Below are 24,645 nucleotides of genomic sequence, written 5' to 3'. Positions count from 1 at the left end.
GCGCATTAACACTCGCTGCGCTCGTTGGGGACAAAAACACGTGGGCTCCTGGCGCTTCGCTTGAAATTGTAGCCCACGTATTTTTGCCCGTTATGCGGGTGTTAGGCGGGGAAAAACATGGAACATTATCTCGGATATGCTGTGGCAAGCTTGCTTGGACTATCAGCAGTATTACTTGGAATTCTTATTCCTGGCGGTCCAATTGAAAATAGAAATTTCTCGCATATATCTCCCATGACACTGGGGATATTCAATGTGTTTCTCACGGTATTAGGGATTGGCAGCCTTATATTGGTCTATTTTGCGTTTGTAGGATCCAAGCTTGCAGTCATCGCTTCAGCACTTTGTGGAATTTCGTATTTTTTTGTATATGCGCTGGATTTGGGAAAAATATTTCCTGTCTCGCCAGACAAAATGCCGAGAGCATTATTCTGTATTGAGTTGGTTGGGCTTGTCCTGTCGATACCGCTAACACTTTTCTCATTTATTTACCTATTCATACCAAAAACTGGTGAAAACGCATTCGGGATTTCATCTGGAACCACATTTTTGATACTGGTTGCAGTGATCGTCCTTGGTGTTGGAATAGTCGTATTCGCTACAAAATCGGCAATGAAAAAATCGCATAACAAGGCAAATTAACTCGGATGCAAATTCCGCTGCGCTCCATTTGCACCAGTTATTTGCGACGTTATGCTCTTTATTCGTTCGTTTGTTTGTTTGAGATGAAGATATGGAAGATACTGATAAAAAGCTGTTGCTTGAGACGCTCTCATATATCGGCACTTTAAGCGAAGCTGATATGAAAAAAGCTCTCCCGTTTTTTAGTTTCAGGTGTTGCTGTTCGAAGGAGTATATCTTTTCTAGTGGCGATTTCCCCCTAGATGTCCATTTTGTTCTTAGTGGTGTTGGTAGGTATTTTTATGTTGATAAAAATGGTAACGAGCGGAATAAATCGCTGGTAAGAAAAGGCGGGACTTTTGCGAGTCTTAGTTCAATTGTTGAGGGTAGTCCTTGCCCGTTTTTTGCTCAGACACTTACAAGGTGCATTATCGCTTCGGTAAGCTACTCAAATTTGCTGGAACTTTCAAAATCCAATAGTAATTGGGCAGACTTAGCGCGCAAGATGTTTGAACGCTTAGTTTTAAAGAAAGAAAAGAGAGAGGCCGGCTTTCTTATGTTGTCTGCGAAGGAGCGCTACTTGGAATTTTTAAATGAATTTGGTGATGACAGTCAGAGTATACCTCTTCGCCATGTCGCTATGTATATAGGTGTTACGGATGTTACGCTGTCTCGTATTCGTCGCGAGATGGGCTTAACATAGGTTAAGGTAACGGTAAAATGATTCTTATATGCTCAAGCTTTACTATAGCGGAGTGTCGAGATGAAAAAATTATTACCACCATTTTTGTTCTTAATTTTTATCATTGTTATGGGTTTTATTTGTTGGGGTGTAGGCCTCCCCCACTCACTTGAATTTCCATACAACCTAACTGGCATTCCAATTATTGGTATTGGTCTGATACTTTCAATTTTAGGTAAACAATTATTCAAGAAGTTCAGCACTAATATTAAGACGTTCGATGAACCAACGGTGTTAGTTACGAGTGGTATTTATAAATATACTAGAAACCCTATGTATCTCGGGCTCACTATAGCAATGTTCGGATTTTCTATATTAATGGGTGGTTCTCTTTCATCTTTTTTACTAACAGTTGCTTTCTTTTTAATAACTGATAGGTGGTATATATCGTATGAGGAACAAATGATGTACACAAAATTTGGTATAGAATACGAAGAATACTGTAGAAAAGTACGCCGGTGGATTTAAAGCATAGCAAACAATTTAAGAGTGATTCAGCACGCTTGGCATTTTTTGTTTGGGTCTAGTTTAGTGTTTACGGTGGTCAAATTAAGTGTCGTGGTCGCGTGCTTCACTCCTTAATTTGGCGCTAGGTATCCAATGAAAATTGAGGCTGTTAATTTTCGAGAGTCATGTATAGAAATATTGAAGTTCCTCGCAGACCCAGAAGGTCAGAGGAAGTTTTCGAGTAAAGTTGAATACGACGATTACAAAAGTGAATTCATAGCTTGGTGGTTTGACGATTTAGCGTTCGAGACTTTGCCTGATGGAACAGATTTAATCCACAAAAGCTTTTCACAAGATGAGTTAATTGCGCTTCAAAAGTTCACTAGTTTTTTGAACGAACACGCGAACAGTAAAACTCAAACTATGGAGCAACTATTGGGCGATACTTGTTGGCTAAATATCATTAAAGAGGCGGCGGCGGCTCTTAAAAACATCGATAGCAAGGTTACCTGACAAGCCAATCAACTCACTCACATCGTTCGCTGGGACGCATACACCCGAGACGGCTGCGTCCGATATTGGAAAGTTAGGCGTTAGGAAAAAGTAGAATCATGCATACATCATTCAGCATCGCTCATGATAATTTAGATGAATTCATCAATCATTGGTCATCAAAATGTTCATATCCCAGTGAATACCTATACGACAACAATATTCGCAAGCCTCTTACAGAAACTTCGAGAATGGAATTATTTAAATGGGAGAACGAGGGAATTCTATCTTACGAAACGTGTGAAGCAAGAGAGAGCCTCGGCTTTGATGGCGAGTAAACAGCTAACAAGCGGCTCAAACCTTCCTAAACTGGGTTGCTGGTGAATATCCTTGAGCTACAAATGTAAAAAATGCCAATCACTTATTCATCCGGTGGAGCGAAAAGTGCCTGGCGTACAGCACCCAATTTATTGTTGTCCAGTTTGCGGGGCAAGAGTATCTATTGGACGATGGAAGGGGATTGCATCACTTGCCGCAATTGTCTTCATTGGCTGGGCAATTGCCTTTAGTTATTACCACCTTAGTAAGTAGATTGCTTTCGTCGCTTCGGCTTCGCAACAAAACAAACGCATTGAATCGCTCGTAGGCTCGCTGTGACGCAAGCACGTAAGCTCAGTCGCTTAGCTCCAATTATAGCCTACGAGTTATTGCCCGTAATGAAGAAGTTAACTGCCAAAGTGTTCATCCAGCTTCTTCAATAAATCTAAGCCTTTTTCCCGATCACCGGCAGCAGCCAATGCTTTGAACCTTACTTCAGTATCAAACTCAGCAATCGCCTAAGTTGTTAACTCTTCAATCAATTTATTTAGGCTTAGTTTCTTGTGTGCCGCCAATGCCTTTAACTTATTGTGCTTATCATCTGGCAAACGTACTGTTAGAGTCGACATATTAACCCCCTCTCAAATATTCTTCGGGCGAATAGACTTTCAGGCCATCAAATTGCAACTCAGCATTGCCTAAGTCTTTAAGATTATTCGTTATAATAGATCCAGCATTTCCGGCAACGGCAAGTTCGATGAGAAAATTATCGCCTTCATCTTTTAAATTTGGCCGCCACAGGTAATGTATTTGTACCCACTCGCAAACAGCAAAAAACGATGCTAGCAAAACATTAACTTCATCCTCAGTTAATGGGCATAGCTCTTGTATTTTAGGCCTTTTGCTAACGGCTTCATATTCAAGAAACAGTGTTGTACTCACTAAAGGTTTCAGTTGGCCAAGTAAGCAGCGACGAATAATTTCACGGGCTGGGCCAGCTTTGCCAATCAAAGCAATGATATGTACACTGGTTTCGATAACGACTTTATTCATACGGCTAACGCTAGCGTCTATGATATCACTTTTTAATTTGGTAATGGCAGGTAACAATTAAATTAAGACGTGCGCTAGGGCGCACTGGGATAAAAACACTCGGGCGGCTTCGTCATTGTCGCACACGTGACTGTGCCCCTGTCCACTTCCCCTTATTTGGGCGCTAAGACTCTCATGAGAAATCACCGAAATGTCGATAAGATTGAAAACAAAGAACTTTCAGATCGCTTCTCATTTCTTCTGAAATACAATGAGGATTGTACAAAATCTGATTTCTCTTGGGCTGCAATTACTATATTCGATCACTGGTTATATGAAAGTAACTCTTTAACTCGCATTGATGCGGAAACTGAATTAGAGAAGACGGATTGGACAAAGAAAATAAAAGACTTTTTGCGAAATCTCGTTTTGATAGAGGAGCCTTTGAAGTATAGATATCGAGGTCTACACAATAACCAAAGGCTCCAATTCTCACGTTATGTGGGAGGCAATGATTACGGGTGTTACATAGCTAGCCTCTTTGACAAAATGTACCATCCCAATATCGTATTTCCAAAACTAGGTGTAGATCTTTGGTTCGAAGACGACTGGGCTCTGCATTTTAAGTACAAAAGCCAGCTCGAGTGTATAGCTTTACTCCAGCTGGCCGCGGAATCTGGGCTTTACGTGCTTCCCGCATATTGCGCGGAGCACTTAAATTGTTATTCCGAGCTCTCCGTATTCATGGTAGAGAATGGCCTTATCAAAGCAATCTACCGGACGTCAACTGCCTAGTGTTAAGTTTGCTCATATACCATACTTAACATGACTTTGTTCCGCCAGTTTATGCGTGCGAATGCGATAAGGATATCGATTTGAATTTTCTGGTAGTTTTAGCAAGCTCAAGATCTGACGGTAATACAGCAAAGTTATCCCGTGTGATTGCTGATAGCCTTCAAGCCCACACGGTCGATCTTCAAAATTTATCAATTTCATATTTTGACTACGAATCTCGTAATCAATCTGATGATTTCATACCGTTAATTGAACGCATCGTGTCGTCAGACTTTGTTGTATTCGCTACGCCTGTATACTGGTATTCCATGTCAGCACAAATGAAAACGTTCTTTGACCGGTTTACTGATTTACTTACAACAAATAAAGAACTTGGACGAAAACTGCGCGGCATGCCAATATCGGTAATTGCTACAGGTACAGAGCCTGAATTGCCTTTTAGTTTCACAAGTCAATTCGAGCTAATATCTGGATACCTTGGCCTGAAATACCATGAACCGCTATATTGTTGCTGCCCAGATGAATTTAACCTTGAACAACACCGGCAGGCAATTCAAGGTTATCTAAGCAAAATCGCACAATAACCTGCTGTAGTCGCCCGCAGGCTAGCCAGGACGTATACACGGCAGCAGTGAGACTTAGAATCATATAACAAGGAGGTTTTATGTTTCCGTTAGAGATATTCGTTACTTATACATTAGCTTGTTTACTTTTAGTGATCTCGCCTGGTCCGGATAACTTGCTCGCTATAGGTAGAGGATTAAGCCAAGGTCGACTGGCGGCGGTAATGTCCGGTATATCTTCTAATGCTGGCATCACATTCCTGTCTTCTGGGTTAGCAGTAGCGTGTATGAAGCAGCGATAATCTGAATTTGTTAATAAGGTTGACTATCTGCATCGAAAAGGATTTGATGTGTAGCTACTGCGGTAAGTCGTTTTGAAATTTACTGCACTTATATTTTTATGGAGGAAAATATGAAGAAAATTTTATGTATTGGTTCTATCGCCCTATTGGCGGGCTGTTCGTCAATGAATTACACAAAAATTGAAAATAGTCAGGCCAATATCACTAATCTAGAAGTCGCTGAAATCGGAAAAGTTGGTACGGATAAATATCAACTGGATGTTAAGTTCGATTACAGCATCGATGATTATCATGAAATTTCTGATCTCTACTCCTGCTCGGTCTTGTTCGTAAGTTCGCAAACTCAAATGGTAACCACATCACAAGAGAGAAATCCTTGTGAGATTAACCAGCAGAACGGCTCTATATCGATAAAGTGGGATACGCCGTTATCTAAGGATGCTGGCTACTCGAAAGAGGCTCTCAAAAAAATGTCTCTTCCTCTTGAGTACCACATAGCAATTCATCAGAAAAAAACGAGCAATACGAACCAAGTGATTGGGATGAGCAAAGCGCTGTATTTAAATCCTAAAACGTAACAATGCTTAATCTGAATATCAGAAATGGAGTTTTGATGAAAAAAGTTGTCGTACTGTTTCTTACCCTCGTCTTTTCCAGTGCTTTTCTTGCCCCTACTCTCGCAATAGGCTCTACAGTTCAGAAGATTGATTTTGAAGACGATGGTTTTGTCGCGCATTATTATGCGCAATCGCCCGAGTCTCTGAAACAACCCATTATTGTGCTTGGTGGCTCAGAGGGCGGCATCCCGACTCGTCTTGCTCAAGTAATTGCCGATAATGGCTTCCCTACCCTCGCAGTCGCCTACTTTAAAGAAGAATCACTCCCTGACGAATTAGAAAAGATACCTCTAGAGTATTTTGAAAAAGCGAAAAATTGGTTGCGCCACAAACATCCAGAATACAACAACCTGACACTAGTGGGCTGGTCGAAAGGCGCTGAATTATCGTTGCTTCTTGCTTCACAAGACACAGCGTTCAACAGAGTTATCGCAATTGCGCCGAGCTCGGTGGTTTGGGCTGGCATTTTAAAAGACTGGCAGAAAACGCCAGGTTCAAGTTGGACTCGTGAACAACAAGCATTGCCTTTCGTGCAATTTAATCCAAGTGGTGCCGTAAACGGTTTACTCGACCTTTATTCCCAGTCTCTCGCTAATCGTCAAGATGACGGTAAAGCAAAAATAAAAACAGAAAATATACAGGGTAATGTTGTTCTGTATTCCGGTGGTAAAGATGAAATTTGGCCATCGAATTTAATGGCAGAAAAAGTCTGTGAAAGGATGAAGCGCAACAAGTTATCTACTTGTGAACACGTTAACTATCCAGCACTTAGCCACTTATTAGATTACAAATTTTTAGATAAATCTGAACAGCCATATCAAACGTTTGTGAGCAGCCTTGAGAGCAATTAACTACCTGCTTTGGTAGTGCTACCCACTTTGGAAACGCCACGCACTTTGGAAACGCCACGCACTTTGCCTGGCGAGAATTCATCAAGCCGAAATATTCTCAAAAATACCTAACCTGGCTTTTGAGTACCCGCCTTATTGCAGGGCTCAAATAGCATAAAAGGACTTCATCATGGATACCGCAACATCAATCTTCATTTCTTGGTTTCCCTTGCTTCTGCTCATTTTCATTTTTTGGGGAATTCCGATCCTCGTGATTTCCAGTTCAAAGAAAGTAGGCCGAAGCGAAAAACTCGCTTGGATCATCGCGACTTTGTTTATAAGTTGGGCGTGTTTATTATTATATTTACTCCTCGCACCGTTGAAACCCAACGACGATTAAAACTGCGATCATAACTAAAGTGAGTAGCTTCTATGCTGAATAAAAATAACACTGGTTTGGTGGTTGTTGATATACAAGGCAAACTCGCGCAAATAGTTGCAAACAGTGATGCATTTCTTTCGAACTGCGCAAAACTGATCGAAGGCGCCCAAGCTTTGGACTTACCCATTGTGTGGTTAGAACAAAACCCCGATAAATTGGGCAAAACATCAGAGCAGATAGCATCTCAGCTCACGGCTTATAAGCCTATTACCAAATTCACGTTTAATGGCTGTGAGGAACCGCGTTTTGTTGAAGAAATCGAAAGCTCAGAAAAAACCTCGTGGCTTATTTGTGGTATTGAAGCACATATTTGTGTTTATCAAACGGCTATGGGTCTCAAAGCGTTAGACTATGACATTCAACTGGTTAGCGATTGTGTGTCGTCCCGGGTGGATGCCAACAAGCAGTTAGCGATGGATAAGCTTAACGCCGCCGGGGTTGAAATTACTGGCTTAGAAATGTGTCTCTATGAGTTGGTCAAAGATTGCCGGTCACCCGCGTTTAAACACATTCTGAACTTAATTAAATAACGTGGGGCATCAATGAAAGTCACAGATATTAAAGCATTTGTGCCAGCTAGGGATTACGCTGTATCACAGGCATTTTGCACCGAAATTGGTTTTCATTCGGAATACGTCAGTGATGACCAAAAAATAAGACTATTCACTAAATTGTGGTTAACTTTCGTTCTTCTATTTTTCTAATAGCCGCTTCAGCCCACAGTTTTCATGGCTTTGTTTAATGGCACGGCGGTTGCTGTACAGGGATGAACCTAATTTTTTAAAGGACTAAACAATGAAAAAAGCACTTACCGCAACACTCGTCATCATCATCGGTGTATTACTTTATACCCAGTTTACTGAACTCGCCTATAAATTCGGGTTTGCCGAATTAAAAATGGTCGCGGTACTGGAAAACAGCGACAAAATGAAAGTGAAATGTGATACCTACGGATTGGGCTATTTCGACGAAATTAAATTGCAGAATAACTACCAAAAATGCATTAATGAGTATGAAGCGCAAGGCTACAAAGTTATCAGCCGCACGGATAATTGATTCCAGATCAGCCTTGTAGTGCGGTGACGAATAAAGCACCGCACTACCTGAGCTCACCAATTCACCGGCCTAACAGAACGAGTCACACATTATTGGAATACCCACATCATGATTAGAAATGCACTCACCAGCGATGCCGAGGCGATTGCGACAATCTATAATCACTATGTTAGCAATACGGTTATTACCTTCGAGGAAACGCCGGTAACAACCTCGGAAATGGCCAGCCGGATTGAGGCCGTTCAGGCCTCAAATTTACCCTGGCTTGTGCTAACAGAAAGCGATGAAATTATTGGCTACGCATACGCCACGCCATTTAAAGCACGCAGTGCTTACCGCTTTTCAGTCGAATCTACTGTTTATCTTTCCCCTGAGCATCACGGTAACGGCTATGGCACGAAGCTGTACGAAACGCTGATAAATGAGCTACAGGCACTGGGCATAATCAATGTCATCGGTTGTATTACCCTTCCTAATCCCGGCAGCGTGGCACTCCATGAAAAAGTGCAGATGAAAAAGGTCGGACACTTTCCGAACATCGGCTACAAATTTGACCAATGGCTGGATGTAGGCTTCTGGCAGCGCAGTTTGGCGTGCAACTGACGCCATAGTGTCGTAAGGTTGTCGTATAAGAAATGGACAGCTCAGGGAGAGCGAGTTATGCGGTTCATAGCGTTAATCAAGGCAATATTAATTCCTTTGAGTCTTTTATTTGCCTGGCATACTCAAGCTGAAGACGCAGCCATTCAGGCTACCATTGCAGATAAATTTGATGTGGGCGGCTTTGATTTATATCTCGAGTGCTTTGAGAACGATAAGCCCACGCTAATCCTTGAACAAGGTTTCAGCCGCTATGGGTCTGATGGTGCATGGCAAGAAAATATCACCAAGCTACAGGAAGACTTTAGCGTTTGTTTCTATGATCGCGCCGGTCTTGGCAAAAGTGAACAAGGTCCTGTTCCCTACGATATTGATGGTGCGGCTACACACTTTACTTCAAACAGCTGAAATCGCCCCACCCTACTATTTTGCAGGCGGTTCGTATGCGTCTTATGTCATTACTGCATACAATAAGCTTTATAGTGATGAGGTGCTTGGCGTGATGCTTATCGACCCGCCTCCTTTTGGTTATTTTCACATGATGGGTACTCGCTGGCCTGACAACTTTACATCGGATAATGAGGAGTTGATTGACTATTATCAGTTTGAGCAGAGTGTACATAACCCTATGTTCGAACGCGCGCCTGAGAAAATTGATCATATTAAAAGCTACACACAACTGGTCGATGCGCAGAATTTTGGTGATAAGCCAGTGATAGTGCTACGCGCAAAGGCATCTGACGAAGCTTACGATCCGCCTTTTGTACCCGCTGAGATAGCGGCTAAGATGGACACACTTTTTAACAAAGCTGAGGCCAGCTTTCTAGCACTATCTTCAAACAGTAAAGTCTTATATTCAGAGTCATCCAAGCATCATTTACATCTTTCTGATCCGGACAAGGTTATTGAACTCATTCGCGAGTTACCGGCATATTCAGCACACGACTAAAGGACTTTTTATGAAAATTGCTAGCTAACTAATAATGTTTATATTGCTTCAGGGCTGCACAGTGTTGGGAATGATTGCTGATCATAAAGCGGGTGAGAGTGGAGAACGTCATGGCTCGCACAGTGGCGGCTTAAAAGCTGGCTCACACATTGATGAGACGGTGTTGTCTTCTATAAAATCCGGCGAATTTCCAGACGCTAGCCCTTATGAAAGCTGCAGCGGCGCAGGCCATGAATTAACTCGTTACATTTCCATGTTTGTAATTGTGTCGCGCCGCCTGTTAAATCTTCATTCACAAGATTTTATGCGAGCGTTTTCATGAAAACCTTTTTGCGTTACCTACTGCTAGCCTGCATTCTGTTTTTGGCTATTCACCTCTACTCACTAGGTATTTCTACCGGTACCTTTGCTCTGGTTGTATTAGCCTTGGCTGTAGAGAGCGTTTTTTGGATGGGTCTGTTTAAAAAGAACAAAAAGAAGCCTCTAAACCCGTAGGCATTATCGAGATTCAGTACCACCAAGGCTTGCTGAAATCGACATTCTGAGGCTCAATTTCTGCGTTATAAGGGGGCTCAAACCCGCGCCAGAATATACCTGCAAAGGCGGGAGCACGAATGATGAGCTTCTCTTGTTTTGCATATTGCGCTAAGAGCTTCTGATAAGCGCCAACAGGATATTGCGGAGCGGTTGAGCGGAATACCACTGGACCGCCAAATTCTTCGTACATGGCTTTCTCAGTTAGCCAGTGTTTAACCTGCTCTTCAGCCACTTCCTTTGGTGCTCGCTTTTTCTCGGCAAAGGCTTTCGCCAGCTCTTCATCTTCACCCACTTCCTTTGGAACATCATCTTGGGCAGCTAAACTTTCGCCGAAAACCTCGAGGAAGCGCTTCACCATAGCAGGATCTGCTTCGATGCCCTTCTGCAATGCATAGTCATCCAAAACAGCCTTGATGATCAGCTCGGTGAGTTGGGCATGCTGAAATTGAGACATCGCCAGGTCCCGAGAAACACCGGTCGCTTTGGCAACCGCATTCAACTCTTCCCCCGTAGGCGACACTTCATCGATTGTTATTGATTTACCTAACACCACTGCCACAATTTCATCTGCCGACTGAGCAAACGCGTAGGACGAGCTAAGAATACAACACAGAAAGACCAGAAAAAATTGGCGAGAAACTAGCGACATGAAAGCTCCTTTAAGATGTCTGTACGCGCACTGTATTTAGCGTATACGCATGAGTATATGGAACAAGAGCAAATTGCAGTGAAATAAACCGTTACATAATGTAACTGACACAAAACGTTGTGCCAAGAATGCGCAGTTTTAAGTAAATAGTGTAAAGAAATAGAAATCAACAGCAATAAGACACGATGACCATCGTTGCTGTTAAAAGGGGGGAGAAATAAAAAAACGGTGACAGATGTCACCGTTTTTTTGGAAATCAGATAGCGCTTACGTTAGCAGCCTGCAGACCTTTTTGACCTTGCTCGACTTCGAACTCAACTCGCTGACCTTCATTCAGGGTTTTGTACCCTTCAGAAACGATAGCACGGAAATGTACGAATACATCTTTGTCGCCGCTATCCTGAGTCAGGAATCCATAACCTTTATCTGCGTTAAACCATTTAACGGTGCCTGTAACTTTAGACATGTAGACCTCAAAACTTTCAACAAAACTGCGCCGAAGCGCTTTACTCTCGGCCTCTTTGAACGAAATATTTGGGTCTTACATTGGATGGAAAAACAACTTACTACAATTACAGGTGTAACCAGAGCGTTCAAAACATCATGGTAGAAACAAAAATAATCTCGTCTTAAAAAGACCTAAGGCAATTAAGCCAGAAACCACTATAACAGTTGGTTAGAAAAATGATACAAAAATTCACCGGTATCAGAAAATTATAATAATTTCGTAACGGGAATGTCAGAAAAAATGCCGTTTACGAAGACGCAGGATGGCTATGTCGCCAACCCTGAATCCAACAGCCTACACCCACAGCACCGCTAATAACTGGTACCCACCATTGAGGAACGTAAATAGGCAGAATTGCCGCAACAACAATAAATGTCGCCCCAGCAATAACCCAGTGATTGGCTTTAGCCGCTTCCAACTGAAGCCTTGTGAGTTCCTGATGATTGCGCGATATTTGCAGCGGCATGGCTTTTACTTGCTTTAAGCTGTCGTACAGCAAATCGGGCATTTCTGGCAGCTTTTCCGACCAGAACGGCAAGTTATCTTTCACCTTTGAGAACATGGCCTTCACGCCAATCTGTTGCTTCATCCAGTTCTCTAGGAATGGCTTAGCGGTTTGCCACAAATCCAATTGCGGATACAACTGACGTCCCAACCCTTCAACATACAATAAGGTTTTCTGTAACAGCACGAGTTGCGGCTGCACAACCATGTTAAAACGGCGCGCGGTGTTAAACAGTTGCAGCAGTACATTGCCGAAGGAGATCTCTGCCAGCGGCTTCTGGAAGATAGGCTCGCACACCGTGCGGATAGCCATTTCGAATTCATCAATATTGGTGTCAGCTGGCACCCAGCCAGAATCGGCGTGCAGCTGAGCGACTTTACGATAATCCCGATTGAAAAACGCTATGAAGTTTTCTGCCAGATAGCGCTTATCTTCACGGTTCAGCGTACCCACAATGCCAAAGTCGATGGCGATGTATTGCGGGTTATCAGGATGTTCTCGCGATACGAAGATATTGCCAGGGTGCATATCGGCATGGAAAAAGCTGTCACGGAAAACCTGAGTGAAAAATACCTCTACGCCCCGCTCTGCCAGCTTTTTCATATTGGTATTTTGTTCAAGCAGCGTGTTGATGTTAGAGATTGGAATGCCGTAAATACGTTCCATCACCAGTACATCGTGGCGACAGTAATCGCTGAAAATTTCCGGCACATACAGGCTCTCAGAGCCTTCAAAATTACGACGCAGCTGAATACCGTTGGCCGACTCACGCATGAGATCGAGTTCGTCCACCAGGGTTTTCTGATATTCAGTTACTACCTCGACAGGGCGCAAACGCTTACCGTCAGGCAGCCATTTTTGCAGCACACCGGCCAGGGTAAACATGAGTTCCATATCGGCGTCGATGGTTTTACGAATGCCCGGACGCAGCACTTTTACCACCACGTCCTTACCGTTTTCTTTCAACACCGCAGCATGCACCTGCGCGATGGATGCCGACGCCAAGGGTTGTTCATCAAAGGAGCTAAAAATCAGATCCAGCTTGGGAATGTTTAGACTACTCAGCACCCGGGCGGTTGCCTCTTCTGATGGGAAGGGCGCAACTTTGTCTTGCAAGCGAGCCAATTCGTTGGCGATAGCTGGAGGCAGCAAATCGCGTCGGGTCGACATCATTTGGCCAAATTTGATGAATACTGGCCCAAGCTCCTGCAGCGCCAGGGTTATACGTTCGCCGGGCGTTTTGTCTTTGTGTTCGTTAGGGATCCAGAATATCAGCTTGCGAGCGAGCCGCACGTACCAGGGCTGCCAGCGTGATGGAATAAGCTCATCGAGCCCGTGCTGCAGGAAGATTTTATTGATGAAATATAAACGACCAATACGCATGAAAGATCCGAATCAGAGATTGTCCGCAGACGTTGTTTTTTGTTCCAATTGGGCAAGTCGGGCTTCGAAACGTTCCACGTCGTCTCGTAAGTCAGTTACCTGGTCGGCGAAATGCGCTACGGCGATACTTGGCACTGCCACGTCTTTTTCTTCAGTAAGTGCATTGCCCAAACCGGCTTTTGCATTACCGAAAAACCGCTCTGCTCGCAGTTTCACGTTCTGGATTGAAGAAAATAGCGTATGCGCTGCCACGTCGCCGATATACGCCGATGCGTGCTCTTCCCAGTCGATATGCAAGTTTTGGAACACGCTACTCACCTGCTGCGCAATGCTCAACTCGCCTTCAACGGATAAACGGTTTTGCTGAATCAGGCTGGTAATTTTACTGCTCTGACGCAGCTCGGGCAGCACATCGGGACGGGTTTTAATACAGCACGTGGCACCGTCGAGGCCGGCAACCACGTCTTCAAAGCTTTGGTTCTCTGCCAGCACGTCGACTTTGTCTGAAAATACCAGTGTGAGCGCGATTGGTGTACCCGCGAGAAATACGGTGAGCCGCTTACCATTGAGAGGCTTGAGGCGGGCTGCACTGCCACTATCCAGTGACAATGCTTTATTTATCGCTGTCTCAATGGATGCGGTGAACAGTGCAACAGCAGGCATTAAAATTTATATCCCCGGTGCAAGGCAACAATACCACCGGTGAGGTTCTGATAATCACACTGCTCAAAACCAGCCTGCTCAAACATGCCTTTCAGTGTTTCCTGATCAGGGTGCATACGAATACTCTCAGCCAGGTACTGATAGCTTTCAGCATCGTTAGCCACTATCTGGCCCATCTTCGGCAAAATATGGAACGAGTAGACGTCGTATAATTTGCTGAGTTGTTCGGTAGTCGGTTTAGAGAATTCCAGTACCAGCAAACGTCCACCCGGCTTAAGCACCCGGAAAATAGAATTCAGTGCGTTTTGTTTTTCGGTGACATTACGTAAGCCGAATGCCATGGTAACCACGTCAAAGGTGTTGTCCGGGAACGGCAATGCTTCAGCGTCGGCCTGCACGTAATCGATATTGTTTACCAGACCACGATCGCGCAGTTTATCGCGGCCCACTTTCAACATAGAAAGGTTAATGTCTGCCAGTGTGACAGAACCGGTAGGGCCAACCAGACGAGAAAACTTTGCGGTTAAATCGCCGGTACCACCCGCAATATCCAGCACTTTGTGTCCCGCGCGAACGCCAGAGCAGTCGATGGCATGGCGCTTCCATAAACGATGAATACCCAGCGACATTAAGTCGTTCATGACATCGTATTTCGCTGCTACAGAATCAAACACACTGGCGACCATTGATGCCTTCTGCGACTTATCAACCTGCTTGTAGCCGAAGTGCGTCGTAGTGGGTTCGGAGGTAGGTGTATTTGTGCTTGCCGTATTATCGCTCATGGCAGTCCTGTCATTAAAATTAAGTGATGAGAAGTGTACCCAAAACCGATGACAATCTACAGCGCTTTGCCATCGGGTTTAGGATTTAAATCAATAATATTGTCCCGCCAGACGACGAGTATCAGTATGCCGGGACACATTACTTCAGCGGTTATTGGTACCCCAGCTTAATGACACTATTTGGCTGATTTCCTGCAACGATAACCCGCTCTCTTGCTGCCACTGCACAAAACAGGCATTTGCGGCTTTCAGGGTTTTCTGACTGGTAAGTGTACCATCAATGATTTCGTGTTTACGCAGGTAATCCTCTACGTCGCGAGAGAACAAAAACGTGTCCACACCCAACGCCCGCAACATATAAGGCCCGGTATTGCCGCCCAGACGCGCACCATGTTTTTTCAGATACAGCCAAAGTTCGGTAATACGCTCGGGCTCAAAGCTGGCAACGAATTCACCGAAACTTCCATGATGATGCCGGATATCCTGAATCATCAGGGCGTTATCCCGTACTGTCATCACTTTTTTAAAGTTTCTGACAATGCGTTTATCCGTGGCTTTTTGCTCGAACATTTCGTCTGGCATCAGCAGGATTTTTTCAATATCGAAACCAAAAAACACGGTTTCGAAATCTGGCCATTTGGCTTCAATCACCCGCCAGACAAAACCCGACTGGAACACTTTCTTGGTCATTTCGGCCAGAAAGCGAGCATCATCAATGGCAGCAATTTGCTTTCGCGGTAAAGGCTGAGACACATAATAAGAAAGGGCGGCAGCGCCACCCTTTCGTTGTTCAGCCCGTTTGAGAATATCTGCAAACGGTTCGATGTTCATTAGGTGCGGATCCCCGAGTGACGCAGCAGCGCATCCACTTTCGGTTCACGGCCCCGGAACGCGACAAACAGATCCATTGGCTCGCGGCTACCGCCCATTTCCAGAATATTTTCCAGGAACGACTTACCGGTATCCCGATTGAAAATGCCGTCTTCCTCAAACTTACTGAACGCATCCGCAGACAGCACTTCAGCCCATTTATAGCTGTAGTAACCGGCCGCGTAGCCACCAGCAAAGATATGACCAAAGCTATGCTGGAAGCGGTTAAACTCTGGCGGGATAACTACCGCAACCTGCTCACGCACACCATTTAATACGGCCTGTACATCAACAGTAGCGCCGTCTTGTTGGTGCATTTGGAAATCGAACAAACTAAATTCCAGCTGACGCACCATCTGCATAGCAGAATGGTAGTCTCGGGCGGCCAGCATTTTATCCAGCAGATCGTTTGGTAACGGTTCACCGGTTTCGTAGTGTCCAGAGATAAAGTTCAGTGCTTCTTCTTCCCAACACCAGTTTTCCAGGAACTGGCTGGGCAGCTCAACCGCATCCCAAGGTACGCCGTTGATACCAGACACACCCGCCACCGACATTTTTGTCAGCATGTGGTGAATACCGTGACCAAACTCATGGAACATGGTTACCACTTCGTCGTGGGTAAACAACGCAGGTTTGTCACCTACCGGCCCATTGAAGTTACAGGTCAGGTACGCCACCGGTAATTGGAGTTCGCCATCTTCTTTGACGCGGCGTACACGACATTCATCCATCCAGGCACCGCCACGCTTTTTCGAACGGGCGTACAGGTCGAGATAGAAGCTACCACGCAAGGCATCGGCATCATCGGTAATGGTGAAGTAACGGACATCGTCATGCCATACGTCCACGCCAGGCTGCTCGACAATTTTTAAGCCGTACAGCTGGTGCACAACGCGGAACAGACCATGCAGTACTTTGTCTTCTGGGAAATAAGGGCGCAGCATTTCATCTGAAATGGTGTACTTTTCCTGCTTCAGCTTTTCGCTGTAGTAAGGTAAATCCCAGGCGTTCAGTTCGGTTACGTCAAAGCGCGCTTCGGCAAAGGCTTTAACCTCTTCCAGTTCTTGCTGAGCTTGCGGACGGGATTTTGCGGCGAGGTCTTCTAAGAAGCTCACAACCTGATCCGTCGATTGCGCCATTTTAGTAGCAATAGAACGTTCTGCGTAGCTAGAGAAGTCCAGCATTTTGGCAATTTCAGTGCGCAGTGCCAGGGTTTCCTGAATGATACCCGTGTTATCCCACTTGCCAGCGTTTGGCCCCTGCTCCGAAGCACGCGTGGTGTAAGCGCGATACATTTCCTCACGCAACGCCGCGTTGTCGGCATACATCATTACTGGCAGATAAGACGGAATATCTAAGGTAAACAGCCAGCCTTGTAAATCTTTTTGATGGGCAGCCTGCGCCGCGGCTGCCAATGCGGATTCTGGTAAGCCTGACAGTTCACCTTCGTCAGTAACATGCTTGCTCCACCCCATGGTGGCGTCCATCACGTTGTTACTGAAGGTTGAAGACAGCTCGCTTAGACGAGCCTGAATTTCAGCAAAACGTTTTTTCTGATCAGTAGGCAGTGCTACACCAGACAAAGTGAAATCGCGGATGGTATTGGTAATAAGTTTCTGACGCTGCTCGTCGAGTTCGGCAAACTCTTCGCTGTCTTTCAGCGCAATGTAAGCATTATACAGACCTTCATGTTGACCAACCCAGGTGCCGTATTCAGACAACAGCGGCAGGCAACCGTCGTGGGCGTCGCGCAGTTCATCACTGCTTACCACGGAATTCATATGAGATACCGGCGACCACATTTTTCCTAAACGGTCATCGGCTTCTTCAATTTTTGCGACTACATTGGCGTAGCTGTAGTCTTGGCTCGCCACCACCTCATCAATGGTGGTTTTACAATGGGCAATCGCCTTTTCAATAGCAGGTTTAATTTCTTCAGGTTTGATGCCGGAGAACAGTGGCAATCCGTCGACTTGCTCGATAGCAGGGGTAGTCATAATGATCTCGCTCGTAATTTGATGTCATGTGACTTGATTATGGTAGCTAAGTGTCACTGCGGGCAGGTGTTACACAGCCCGCATCACTTAATAACATTAACTCAGATGTTGGGATCACAGAACACAAAAACAAGCGTTTTTATATCATTGAGGTAAATGGTTGCTTGATGACTATCTTTTCCAGTTCAATGCGCGGTACCGCTTTGCTGAAATAGAACCCCTGCACCTGTTCGCAACCGATGTGCTGGAGCACCCGTAACACTTCTTCGGTTTCCACGCCTTCAGCGATGGTTTCAATGTTCAGGCGCTTACAGGCATCAATCAGACTTTTCACCAATTCACGCTTATTCACTTCAAAGTCAATATTGTCTACCAGCGATTTATCCAGCTTTAATACATCTACGGGCAGCTTGGCCAGATACGACATTGAAGTAAAACCTGCACCAAAATCATCGATGGCGATTTTTACTCCCAGTAATTTCAGTTGCCACAATAGTCCGTGCACATACTCACTATTAGTGGCAATGGCCGTTTCTGTAATTTCAAGTTCCAGGCTGGCAGGATCGAGTGCGTACAGCTCAATCTCATCTTTTAGAATTTGCACAATGTGGTGATTCTGCAATTGCTTTGCAGACACATTCATCGAGATCCGCTTAATGTCAGGATTTAAACGGATAAGTTCAGAAGCGTTACGCACGCCCTGACGCAGCACCCATTCGCCAATCGCTTCAATCTGACCATCGAGTTCAGCTAAACGTACAAACTCTGCAGGCGGCACCCAGCCTAACTGATGATGCTGCCAGCGAAGCAATACTTCAGCCCCTTCCACCATGCCGGTTTTCAAAGTCACTTTCGGCTGAAATGCCAGCTTAAACTGGTTGTCATCTAACGCTCTTTGCACGTCGGCACGAATATGTTGCTGTCGTTGATAGCGCTCAATGGCATCATCATCGAGGTTAGACACGTTGCTGGAATGCATTTCCCGCAGAATCGTTAATTCCAGGTTTTTCACTAATGTATTGAAGTCGACGGGCGACTTACCAAGCACGCGGAAGCCAACACCCACCTGACAGTAAACTGCCCGTTTGTTGATGGAATACGTGCGCTGTAATTTACGGCGTAACATGGCACACCAACTTTGCAGTTCGGCTTCGTCGGTTTGACGCAATTGAAAAGTAAATAAACCAAACTCATCACTTTTCATATTGAACGCGTTTTCTGCAGTCTCGAAAATGATCTTATCAACCTCATCGATGAGCGCGGCCATGGTGGACTCCCCATGGCTATACGAAACATCGTCCATATTCACGAGTTTCACCGCAATAACCGTAGCACTGGCATCGATATTCACCACGTTCGAAGCGTCAGGTAACTCACTAGACTCTTCAACCTGGCTCGACAACTCTTCTATCCGACGCTGCCAACCTAGCTCCCTTCGCCCTTTATAAAATGCAAAAGCTTGGTCGATTTCATTCACAAGCTGACCTGTGTTCCAGGGCTTAGTGAAATACTTATTCGCTAGGCCGTTATTCAACAAGCCCACCGCCATATTAAAATCGCTCTCACCACTAAGCATGAGCGTAATGGTTTGCGGATAAAACTGATTGATGTATTTCAGCAGTTCGGCACCAGACATGCCCGGCATTCTGTGATCGGTTAGCACCACCGCCACATTATTATTGGCCAGTACTTTCATGGCTTCCTGGCCGCTCCCAGCGGTATGAATCACGTAACCAGAGGGCCTGATAGCCCGCTTCAATGATCTGACGACCGACGGTTCATCGTCTACAATAAGAAGCTCAAGTTTGTGTAATTGCGTTACTGCCGTATTTGTTGCTGACATGATTTTCCTCACAGCCCGGAGCCAGAATGTTAGACACTGATAAAACTAAATGCGCAATGCAGGCAATATTGTTGGTTTTTTCAACATAATTTACCCTTTGCTTGATTATAGTTTCCGGTGAGGTTTTGGCTGAATGGGGATTAGTACTCAGTTATAAATTGATATAATTTTCCCTACTGATGTCTTAAAGCTTATATTTGAAAAATAAAAAACTGATAAATATTAGTGATTTAAAAATATTACGCACAACCCAAAATGTCACATTTGTCACATCATATACTTTAGTCTTTATTGTCACCCTGTATTTTCAGTGCTATAACTCAGTCGTACATTTTATAAGCACCGCTATGGAGCACTAAACATGAAAACGCTCACGTCTGGGGAGATCGCATCCTACTGCGACGTTAACCTCCGAACTGTCATCAGATGGATCGAGAGTGGAAAATTAAAAGGCTTCAAACTGCCAGGCAGAGGCAACAACCGGGTGCTGATAGACGATTTCATTGAATTTCTCGAACAGCACAACATGCCTATTCCAGCGCAGCTTCAAGGTGAAGCAACACCGGGCATTTTGATTGTGGACGATGAGTTGCCGGTAGCAAAATCCATTCAACGGGTGGCCAGACGCGCAGGTTACGACACTATGATAGCAACGGGTGGTTTCCAGGCCGGTGTTATGCTGAGTCAGCACAATCCTCGATTAATGACACTGGATCTGAGTATGCCCGGCATGGACGGTTACAGTGTTATTCAGTTCACCCGCGAACAAGCACGATACAAGCGTATGAAGATTGTCGTTATTTCGGCGCTTGATGACACCAGCCTTGAACGCGCATTGGATCTCGGTGCAGATGCGGTTTTATCAAAACCATTTTCAAACCATGATCTTACCGAATTGTTTGATAAATTCATGACGCCCTGAGTAGTCCCTACCCGCAGGAGACAGAAAATGGTTAGACGCATTTTTTTCTGGCATTCACCGGTGGTCGGTGCCGTCGTTTTTGTGTTGATGACGTGCGCCGTTTTGGCCGATGAACCTCTTGCTGAGAATAATTTAACGACGGTTTGCATTCCAAAACTACATAAATTAGGTAATAGCGTCTATTTTTATGATTGTTGGCGGAATTCCGGGAACGGTATGGCTGTAGTTAGCAATTTCAATAATGACTCAATGCTGGCCTTTGGGCAGCTAGCAGCCTTCTTTTCATCCAATATTCCGGTACATCGGGAGCGACAGCCAGACGCCACAGGTCTGCATGCTATGTATCTGAACAATTTGTGTAGTACGGGCTAACATGACTGAACGAGATGTAAACCATAACATTGACGCGTTGCAGCTTGAGCTTGAAAAGAAGAACAGGCTTGTCGACAGCCTGAAGAAAGATCTTCAAGACACCCAGCGCCAGCTTCTGCAGGCTGAGAAAATGGCTTCAGTGGGTCAACTTGCTGCTGGCGTTGCGCATGAAATTAATAATCCGGTCGGATTTGTTTCCAGCAACATGGCAACACTCGCCGACTACATCAGCACCTATCAAATGGTTATGGGCCAAATGCTGGAGTGCACCCAGTGCGATGACAAATCTGATTTGGAAGCAAAGAAAGTAAAACTCAAAGCCGCCATTGAAGAACACGACATAGAATTTATTAACGAAGATATTTTATCGCTGGTAGAAGAGTCGGCGGAGGGATTGATTCGGGTTAGTGAAATTGTGAAAGGTTTGCGGCTTTTCTCCCGCATTGATTCTGACGACAGACAGTGGTTTGATATTAACCAATGCATGCAAACCACCTTGAGTATGGTGAACAACAAACTGAAATATATTTGTCAGCAAGATATGCGTTTCGGCGAGGTTCCGCGGGTTTATATTAATGTTGGAAAAATCACGCAGATTTTTACCAATCTACTTATTAACGCGGGCCAGGCCATCGAAGCAACAGGAAAACAAGGCCAGATAATTGTTAAATCCTGGCTGGAAGACGAATTCGTGCACATCAGTGTAACGGACTCAGGTTGTGGCATTAAACAGGAACACCTGGACAAACTGTTCCACCCGTTTTTTACGACCAAGCCAGAGGGTCAGGGTACGGGTTTAGGGCTTTCAATTTCGTTCGGTATTGCGGAAGAACACGGCGGTAGCCTTAAGGTGATCAGTAAAGAAGGCGTAGGGAGTACCTTTACGCTGGTGCTGCCAACCACCGGCCCAGAGGACGACGGTGATGAAACCAGTGCGTCAGATCAGGGATAACCTACTTCGTTGTGAAGGCGAACGCCAACGAATCGGAACGAGGTATCAGGAGAATTTATGAGCGAGCCAGCACCTAAGCAGGAAGAAAAGAAATATACGATATTGTTCGTCGATGATGAGCCGAATATTCTTCGTGCGCTGAAGCGTGCTCTGTTCAAAATGAATATTAATATGCTGCTGGCAGACAGCGGCAAGAAAGCCCTCGAACTGCTAGAAAGCAATACGGTGCATGTTGTGGTTTCTGACATGAAGATGCCTCACATGTCTGGCGCTGAACTGCTGGAACAAGTCGCCAAACTCTACCCCGATACATTCCGTGTCGTGTTAACGGGCTTCGCTGATATCGATTCGACCATAAAAGCGGTGAACCAGGGCAAGATCCATCGTTATCTGCAAAAACCCTGGGATAACCAGGAGCTCATGAACACCCTCGAGGAAGGTCTCGAGCGGGTTAAGTTGAAAGACGAAAATGCCCGTTTGCAAAAATTAACGCGCCTACAAAACAAGAAACTGAAAGACATTAATAGTCATCTTGAGCAAACGGTGGTTAAACGGACCAAGCAAATAAAGCTGGCTTTACAGCGCATCGAGAAACACAACCTGGCAATTGAACAGGTGCTGTTTAACGTTATCAGTATTAACCCGGATATCGACGGTAAGTTTGCCATTGAGGTTAGTGAATTGGCCACGCTTCTGGCCAAGCGTTCAGGATTACCACCAGAAGAAATCAAACTTGTACGCTATGCGTGCCTGATAGGTGAACTGGGTTGTTTAGGGTTGAAACCCGCCGACTATGCCACGCCGTTCAGTAAAATGAATTACGAGCAACAGAAGAACTTTCTCACGCAAACCCGGCAGGCAGCAACCATACTCGCCCCGGCTCAGCACATGCAGCCAATTTCGGACATTCTTGAGTTTCAGTTTGAGCATTACAACGGCTCAGGCCTTTATAACAAAGTGGCGAAGGAAATTCCCGTGGGCGCGCGCATTTTGGCGATTAGTCGTGACTATTGGCGTTGTGTTACCGGCAGACTCACTGAAAAGCATATGACGCCAAACGAAGCGAAACAAGAACTGAAGAAGCACCGCAATACCCGCTACGATGCCACGTTTCTGGATGTATTGCTGGAATCGCCGGAAATTGGAATGCCGAAGCATATCGACAACATGCTAAGTGCTAACGATCTTGAACCTGGCATGGTACTGGCGGCAAACCTGTATAACGATAGCCATATTTTAATACTGCCAGAAGGCCACGTATTTACCGATTCAACTATCGCCAAAATGCGTTCGTATGAAGAAGATCATGGCAAGCATTTTGAGATCACAGTGAAGCCTCAACAACCAGAGTCTCAACCTGAAGAAAGCGAGTCGTCTGAAGCGGAAGAAGAAACGTTGTAGTTTTAGCGTGCTGACAACTTATTCAACGTAAAGCGGGAAACTAATAACAAACTCTGTGCCCTGATTAATTTCGCTTTCCACGGTAACCGTTGCATTATGGGTTTGCAAAATGCCCGCAGAAATCGATAAACCTAGTCCTGTGCCTTCACCGGTTGGCTTAGTGGTAAAGAACGGCAAAAAGATTTTCTGCTGCGTTACCTTATCCATTCCCAACCCAGTGTCTTTAAATTTCAGTAACAGCCGGTTTGCAGTACTACTGATATCGATGGTGAGTGTGCCGCCGGTGGGCATCGCATGAGCCGCATTGATCATCATGTTCATCACCACCTGCTCAAGCTGAGAAGCATCCCCCACGCAAAAGGGTCTGTCGGTTCGGCAATTCACCACCACCTGGTGATTGTTATCGAAGCGGGTTTTAGTGAGTTTTACACAACGCTCCACCACGTCGGTAAGGGTAATCGGCAGCAACGTACCATTACCTTTGCGTGAGAAGGCATATAAATCGGAAACGATATCGCGAATACGATCGATGCCCGATACATTGCTGTTCACAATCTCATGAGCATCTTCGATGAGAAAATCGAGGTCGAATTTTTCCACGATCTCCGTTATCAGGTTGCCCCATTCTTCGTTAGTTTTCGCAGAGGATTTCAGTTCCTTGAACAAACTGTCAAAGGTATCGACGTAATCTACCAGGGTTTCAAGATTCGAACGGATGAAACCAATAGGATTATTCACTTCATGGGCAATACCAGCCGTAAGCTTACCTAATTCAGACATCTTCTCAGCCTGAACAAGCTGCGACATGGTTTCTGCCATGCCGCGGGTCATTTCTTCAATGCGGGTTTGCGCGCTATTGAGTAACACGCCCTGCCGACATTGGGTTACCCCATTTTGCAACCAAGGCACGATGCTACTGACATCTTTAAGTGTGGTTTCATCAAGTGGCGCATCTAATCCAAAAATCAGCCAGGTTTCAGGGTGCCCCTGATCCTGCAAACGAATACAAACAAACGGCTCTTCATTGCTGGAATACAGAAAATAACGGGAAGGATCGGCTTCGTATGCTTGATTAGCCTGCACGCATAATTTGTCTACCCGTTCTTCACTAGCTTGCCAGTTATCATCACGATAAACACGGAGCGATGACACCAGAGACAACTCTTCATACCAGAATGGCGTGTAAAAGCCGCAACCGGCCTGAAAATAATTTAGCAGATGTTCTACGTAGCTATCGAGTAACTCATGCAGCGAGGGCGCTGCGCAAATAGTGTCTCCTATCTGCTGTCTGAGTAGATGGGTCTGCAAATTATCGTTCATATGCTGTCCTGGGCGTTACGGCTAAAATCCAACTAGGCTTTATTTGTTGTTACTTCGTAGTGTAGACAGTCGCCGCGTTTTGAGCGAAGAAAAGTTTCATGCAAGAATAACCATAAACCCAAATCAGGCAAAATA

Annotated in this window: 29 protein-coding genes; 18 read left to right on the top strand and 11 right to left on the bottom strand. The window is 45.1% G+C overall.

Annotation, left to right across the window (positions count from 1 at the left end; genetic code table 11):
• Nucleotides 1–117 precede the first annotated feature (117 nt).
• From ACXAFQ_RS20270 to ACXAFQ_RS20255, 4 genes are all read left to right on the top strand, one after another.
• Nucleotides 118–642: a DUF8051 family protein gene (locus tag ACXAFQ_RS20270; RefSeq protein ID WP_474825178.1), complete on the top strand. Its 525-nt coding sequence runs from the start codon at nt 118–120 to the stop codon at nt 640–642.
• Between the two features lie 91 nt (nt 643–733).
• The gene (locus ACXAFQ_RS20265) at nt 734–1,324 is read left to right on the top strand and encodes a Crp/Fnr family transcriptional regulator (protein WP_474825177.1); all 591 of its coding nucleotides are present in this window, start codon (nt 734–736) and stop codon (nt 1,322–1,324) included.
• Between the two features lie 60 nt (nt 1,325–1,384).
• Nucleotides 1,385–1,831, top strand: a complete 447-nt coding sequence (locus tag ACXAFQ_RS20260; protein WP_474825176.1) for a methyltransferase family protein — start codon at nt 1,385–1,387, stop codon at nt 1,829–1,831.
• A 132-nt stretch (nt 1,832–1,963) separates the two neighbouring features.
• Nucleotides 1,964–2,323 carry a hypothetical protein gene (locus ACXAFQ_RS20255; RefSeq protein ID WP_474825175.1) on the top strand — a complete coding sequence of 120 codons (360 nt, stop codon included), beginning with the start codon at nt 1,964–1,966 and terminating at the stop codon, nt 2,321–2,323.
• A gap of 815 nt (nt 2,324–3,138) precedes the next feature.
• On the opposite strand, the gene ACXAFQ_RS20250 is transcribed toward ACXAFQ_RS20255, so the two are convergent.
• Together ACXAFQ_RS20250 and ACXAFQ_RS20245 are read right to left on the bottom strand one after the other, a co-directional pair.
• Nucleotides 3,139–3,249: a toxin-antitoxin system HicB family antitoxin gene (locus tag ACXAFQ_RS20250; RefSeq protein ID WP_474825174.1), complete on the bottom strand. Its 111-nt coding sequence runs from the start codon at nt 3,247–3,249 to the stop codon at nt 3,139–3,141.
• Between the two features lies 1 nt (nt 3,250).
• A complete protein-coding gene (locus tag ACXAFQ_RS20245; RefSeq protein WP_474825173.1) occupies nt 3,251–3,673 on the bottom strand; it encodes a putative toxin-antitoxin system toxin component, PIN family in 423 nt (140 codons plus the stop codon).
• Nucleotides 3,674–4,527: 854 nt separating this feature from the next.
• Between ACXAFQ_RS20245 and ACXAFQ_RS20240 the strand changes: the two genes are divergently transcribed.
• The 10 genes from ACXAFQ_RS20240 (at nt 4,528) to ACXAFQ_RS20195 (ending at nt 10,128) form a co-directional block, all read left to right on the top strand.
• A complete protein-coding gene (locus ACXAFQ_RS20240; protein WP_474825172.1) occupies nt 4,528–5,031 on the top strand; it encodes a flavodoxin family protein in 504 nt (167 codons plus the stop codon).
• A gap of 80 nt (nt 5,032–5,111) precedes the next feature.
• A complete protein-coding gene (locus ACXAFQ_RS20235) occupies nt 5,112–5,312 on the top strand; it encodes a hypothetical protein (RefSeq protein ID WP_474825171.1) in 201 nt (66 codons plus the stop codon).
• Between the two features lie 110 nt (nt 5,313–5,422).
• The gene (locus tag ACXAFQ_RS20230) at nt 5,423–5,890 is read left to right on the top strand and encodes a hypothetical protein (RefSeq protein ID WP_474825170.1); all 468 of its coding nucleotides are present in this window, start codon (nt 5,423–5,425) and stop codon (nt 5,888–5,890) included.
• Between the two features lie 35 nt (nt 5,891–5,925).
• A complete protein-coding gene (locus tag ACXAFQ_RS20225) occupies nt 5,926–6,780 on the top strand; it encodes an acyl-CoA thioester hydrolase/BAAT C-terminal domain-containing protein (RefSeq protein WP_474825169.1) in 855 nt (284 codons plus the stop codon).
• Between the two features lie 411 nt (nt 6,781–7,191).
• Nucleotides 7,192–7,731: an isochorismatase family protein gene (locus ACXAFQ_RS20220; protein ID WP_474825168.1), complete on the top strand. Its 540-nt coding sequence runs from the start codon at nt 7,192–7,194 to the stop codon at nt 7,729–7,731.
• Between the two features lie 265 nt (nt 7,732–7,996).
• The gene (locus tag ACXAFQ_RS20215) at nt 7,997–8,257 is read left to right on the top strand and encodes a hypothetical protein (RefSeq protein WP_474825167.1); all 261 of its coding nucleotides are present in this window, start codon (nt 7,997–7,999) and stop codon (nt 8,255–8,257) included.
• 108 nt (nt 8,258–8,365) lie between these two features.
• Nucleotides 8,366–8,860: an arsinothricin resistance N-acetyltransferase ArsN1 family B gene (locus tag ACXAFQ_RS20210; protein ID WP_474825166.1), complete on the top strand. Its 495-nt coding sequence runs from the start codon at nt 8,366–8,368 to the stop codon at nt 8,858–8,860.
• A gap of 96 nt (nt 8,861–8,956) precedes the next feature.
• Nucleotides 8,957–9,265 carry an alpha/beta fold hydrolase gene (locus tag ACXAFQ_RS20205; RefSeq protein ID WP_474825165.1) on the top strand — a complete coding sequence of 103 codons (309 nt, stop codon included), beginning with the start codon at nt 8,957–8,959 and terminating at the stop codon, nt 9,263–9,265.
• Entirely contained in the window at nt 9,192–9,806 is a 615-nt protein-coding gene (locus ACXAFQ_RS20200; protein ID WP_474825164.1) for a hypothetical protein, read from the top strand. The genes ACXAFQ_RS20205 and ACXAFQ_RS20200 overlap by 74 nt, the downstream gene beginning before the upstream one ends.
• A gap of 70 nt (nt 9,807–9,876) precedes the next feature.
• Complete coding sequence (locus tag ACXAFQ_RS20195) at nt 9,877–10,128, top strand: hypothetical protein (RefSeq protein WP_474825163.1); 252 nt, start codon at nt 9,877–9,879, stop codon at nt 10,126–10,128.
• 186 nt (nt 10,129–10,314) lie between these two features.
• Here ACXAFQ_RS20195 and ACXAFQ_RS20190 read toward each other — a convergent pair whose 3' ends face one another.
• The 8 genes from ACXAFQ_RS20190 to ACXAFQ_RS20155 all read right to left on the bottom strand — a co-directional run bounded on the left by ACXAFQ_RS20190 (nt 10,315) and on the right by ACXAFQ_RS20155 (nt 19,543).
• Nucleotides 10,315–10,992: a hypothetical protein gene (locus ACXAFQ_RS20190; protein ID WP_474825162.1), complete on the bottom strand. Its 678-nt coding sequence runs from the start codon at nt 10,990–10,992 to the stop codon at nt 10,315–10,317.
• Nucleotides 10,993–11,248: 256 nt separating this feature from the next.
• A complete protein-coding gene (cspE, locus tag ACXAFQ_RS20185) occupies nt 11,249–11,458 on the bottom strand; it encodes a transcription antiterminator/RNA stability regulator CspE (protein WP_070126270.1) in 210 nt (69 codons plus the stop codon).
• Nucleotides 11,459–11,747: 289 nt separating this feature from the next.
• A complete protein-coding gene (ubiB, locus tag ACXAFQ_RS20180) occupies nt 11,748–13,388 on the bottom strand; it encodes a ubiquinone biosynthesis regulatory protein kinase UbiB (protein WP_070126269.1) in 1,641 nt (546 codons plus the stop codon).
• A gap of 12 nt (nt 13,389–13,400) precedes the next feature.
• On the bottom strand, nt 13,401–14,051 hold the full coding sequence (locus ACXAFQ_RS20175) for a ubiquinone biosynthesis accessory factor UbiJ (RefSeq protein ID WP_474825161.1): 651 nt from the start codon (nt 14,049–14,051) through the stop codon (nt 13,401–13,403).
• The gene (gene ubiE / locus ACXAFQ_RS20170; protein WP_474825160.1) at nt 14,051–14,833 is read right to left on the bottom strand and encodes a bifunctional demethylmenaquinone methyltransferase/2-methoxy-6-polyprenyl-1,4-benzoquinol methylase UbiE; all 783 of its coding nucleotides are present in this window, start codon (nt 14,831–14,833) and stop codon (nt 14,051–14,053) included. The genes ACXAFQ_RS20175 and ubiE overlap by 1 nt, the downstream gene beginning before the upstream one ends.
• Nucleotides 14,834–14,977: 144 nt before the next feature.
• Complete coding sequence (locus ACXAFQ_RS20165) at nt 14,978–15,664, bottom strand: DNA-3-methyladenine glycosylase I (RefSeq protein WP_474825159.1); 687 nt, start codon at nt 15,662–15,664, stop codon at nt 14,978–14,980.
• Nucleotides 15,664–17,700, bottom strand: a complete 2,037-nt coding sequence (gene prlC, locus ACXAFQ_RS20160) for an oligopeptidase A (RefSeq protein WP_474825158.1) — start codon at nt 17,698–17,700, stop codon at nt 15,664–15,666. The genes ACXAFQ_RS20165 and prlC overlap by 1 nt, the downstream gene beginning before the upstream one ends.
• A 139-nt stretch (nt 17,701–17,839) precedes the next feature.
• Nucleotides 17,840–19,543 (bottom strand): EAL domain-containing response regulator, encoded by a 1,704-nt coding sequence (locus tag ACXAFQ_RS20155; protein ID WP_474825157.1) that lies wholly within the window; start codon nt 19,541–19,543, stop codon nt 17,840–17,842.
• A 361-nt stretch (nt 19,544–19,904) separates the two neighbouring features.
• Between ACXAFQ_RS20155 and ACXAFQ_RS20150 the strand changes: the two genes are divergently transcribed.
• Genes ACXAFQ_RS20150 through nosR form a run of 4 tightly spaced genes read left to right on the top strand, consistent with a single transcriptional unit; the run spans nt 19,905 to nt 23,190 of the window.
• A complete protein-coding gene (locus ACXAFQ_RS20150) occupies nt 19,905–20,465 on the top strand; it encodes a response regulator (protein WP_070126263.1) in 561 nt (186 codons plus the stop codon).
• A gap of 27 nt (nt 20,466–20,492) precedes the next feature.
• Entirely contained in the window at nt 20,493–20,837 is a 345-nt protein-coding gene (locus ACXAFQ_RS20145; protein WP_474825156.1) for a hypothetical protein, read from the top strand.
• Between the two features lies 1 nt (nt 20,838).
• On the top strand, nt 20,839–21,789 hold the full coding sequence (locus ACXAFQ_RS20140) for a sensor histidine kinase (RefSeq protein ID WP_474825155.1): 951 nt from the start codon (nt 20,839–20,841) through the stop codon (nt 21,787–21,789).
• Between the two features lie 57 nt (nt 21,790–21,846).
• Nucleotides 21,847–23,190, top strand: a complete 1,344-nt coding sequence (nosR, locus tag ACXAFQ_RS20135; protein WP_474825154.1) for a response regulator c-di-GMP phosphodiesterase, NosR family — start codon at nt 21,847–21,849, stop codon at nt 23,188–23,190.
• An 18-nt stretch (nt 23,191–23,208) separates the two neighbouring features.
• Here the strand turns inward: nosR and ACXAFQ_RS20130 are convergent, their stop codons facing one another.
• On the bottom strand, nt 23,209–24,510 hold the full coding sequence (locus ACXAFQ_RS20130; protein WP_474825153.1) for a sensor histidine kinase: 1,302 nt from the start codon (nt 24,508–24,510) through the stop codon (nt 23,209–23,211).
• Nucleotides 24,511–24,645 lie beyond the last annotated feature (135 nt).

The organism is Alteromonas sp. ABH2_165 (assembly GCF_056159945.1).
The sequence above is the reverse complement of the archived record's forward strand: the minus strand, read 5'-3'. Positions and strand labels throughout refer to the sequence as shown.

Coding starts and splice junctions, on each gene's coding strand:
- ACXAFQ_RS20270 (WP_474825178.1), top strand. CDS start 118: ATGGAACATTATCTCGGATATGCTGTGGCAAGCTTGCTTGGACTATCA.
- ACXAFQ_RS20265 (WP_474825177.1), top strand. CDS start 734: ATGGAAGATACTGATAAAAAGCTGTTGCTTGAGACGCTCTCATATATC.
- ACXAFQ_RS20260 (WP_474825176.1), top strand. CDS start 1,385: ATGAAAAAATTATTACCACCATTTTTGTTCTTAATTTTTATCATTGTT.
- ACXAFQ_RS20255 (WP_474825175.1), top strand. CDS start 1,964: ATGAAAATTGAGGCTGTTAATTTTCGAGAGTCATGTATAGAAATATTG.
- ACXAFQ_RS20250 (WP_474825174.1), bottom strand. CDS start 3,249: ATGTCGACTCTAACAGTACGTTTGCCAGATGATAAGCACAATAAGTTA.
- ACXAFQ_RS20245 (WP_474825173.1), bottom strand. CDS start 3,673: ATGAATAAAGTCGTTATCGAAACCAGTGTACATATCATTGCTTTGATT.
- ACXAFQ_RS20235 (WP_474825171.1), top strand. CDS start 5,112: ATGTTTCCGTTAGAGATATTCGTTACTTATACATTAGCTTGTTTACTT.
- ACXAFQ_RS20230 (WP_474825170.1), top strand. CDS start 5,423: ATGAAGAAAATTTTATGTATTGGTTCTATCGCCCTATTGGCGGGCTGT.
- ACXAFQ_RS20225 (WP_474825169.1), top strand. CDS start 5,926: ATGAAAAAAGTTGTCGTACTGTTTCTTACCCTCGTCTTTTCCAGTGCT.
- ACXAFQ_RS20220 (WP_474825168.1), top strand. CDS start 7,192: ATGCTGAATAAAAATAACACTGGTTTGGTGGTTGTTGATATACAAGGC.
- ACXAFQ_RS20215 (WP_474825167.1), top strand. CDS start 7,997: ATGAAAAAAGCACTTACCGCAACACTCGTCATCATCATCGGTGTATTA.
- ACXAFQ_RS20210 (WP_474825166.1), top strand. CDS start 8,366: ATGATTAGAAATGCACTCACCAGCGATGCCGAGGCGATTGCGACAATC.
- ACXAFQ_RS20195 (WP_474825163.1), top strand. CDS start 9,877: ATGATTGCTGATCATAAAGCGGGTGAGAGTGGAGAACGTCATGGCTCG.
- ACXAFQ_RS20190 (WP_474825162.1), bottom strand. CDS start 10,992: ATGTCGCTAGTTTCTCGCCAATTTTTTCTGGTCTTTCTGTGTTGTATT.
- cspE (WP_070126270.1), bottom strand. CDS start 11,458: ATGTCTAAAGTTACAGGCACCGTTAAATGGTTTAACGCAGATAAAGGT.
- ubiB (WP_070126269.1), bottom strand. CDS start 13,388: ATGCGTATTGGTCGTTTATATTTCATCAATAAAATCTTCCTGCAGCAC.
- ACXAFQ_RS20175 (WP_474825161.1), bottom strand. CDS start 14,051: ATGCCTGCTGTTGCACTGTTCACCGCATCCATTGAGACAGCGATAAAT.
- ubiE (WP_474825160.1), bottom strand. CDS start 14,833: ATGAGCGATAATACGGCAAGCACAAATACACCTACCTCCGAACCCACT.
- ACXAFQ_RS20165 (WP_474825159.1), bottom strand. CDS start 15,664: ATGAACATCGAACCGTTTGCAGATATTCTCAAACGGGCTGAACAACGA.
- prlC (WP_474825158.1), bottom strand. CDS start 17,700: ATGACTACCCCTGCTATCGAGCAAGTCGACGGATTGCCACTGTTCTCC.
- ACXAFQ_RS20155 (WP_474825157.1), bottom strand. CDS start 19,543: ATGTCAGCAACAAATACGGCAGTAACGCAATTACACAAACTTGAGCTT.
- ACXAFQ_RS20150 (WP_070126263.1), top strand. CDS start 19,905: ATGAAAACGCTCACGTCTGGGGAGATCGCATCCTACTGCGACGTTAAC.
- ACXAFQ_RS20145 (WP_474825156.1), top strand. CDS start 20,493: ATGGTTAGACGCATTTTTTTCTGGCATTCACCGGTGGTCGGTGCCGTC.
- ACXAFQ_RS20140 (WP_474825155.1), top strand. CDS start 20,839: ATGACTGAACGAGATGTAAACCATAACATTGACGCGTTGCAGCTTGAG.
- nosR (WP_474825154.1), top strand. CDS start 21,847: ATGAGCGAGCCAGCACCTAAGCAGGAAGAAAAGAAATATACGATATTG.
- ACXAFQ_RS20130 (WP_474825153.1), bottom strand. CDS start 24,510: ATGAACGATAATTTGCAGACCCATCTACTCAGACAGCAGATAGGAGAC.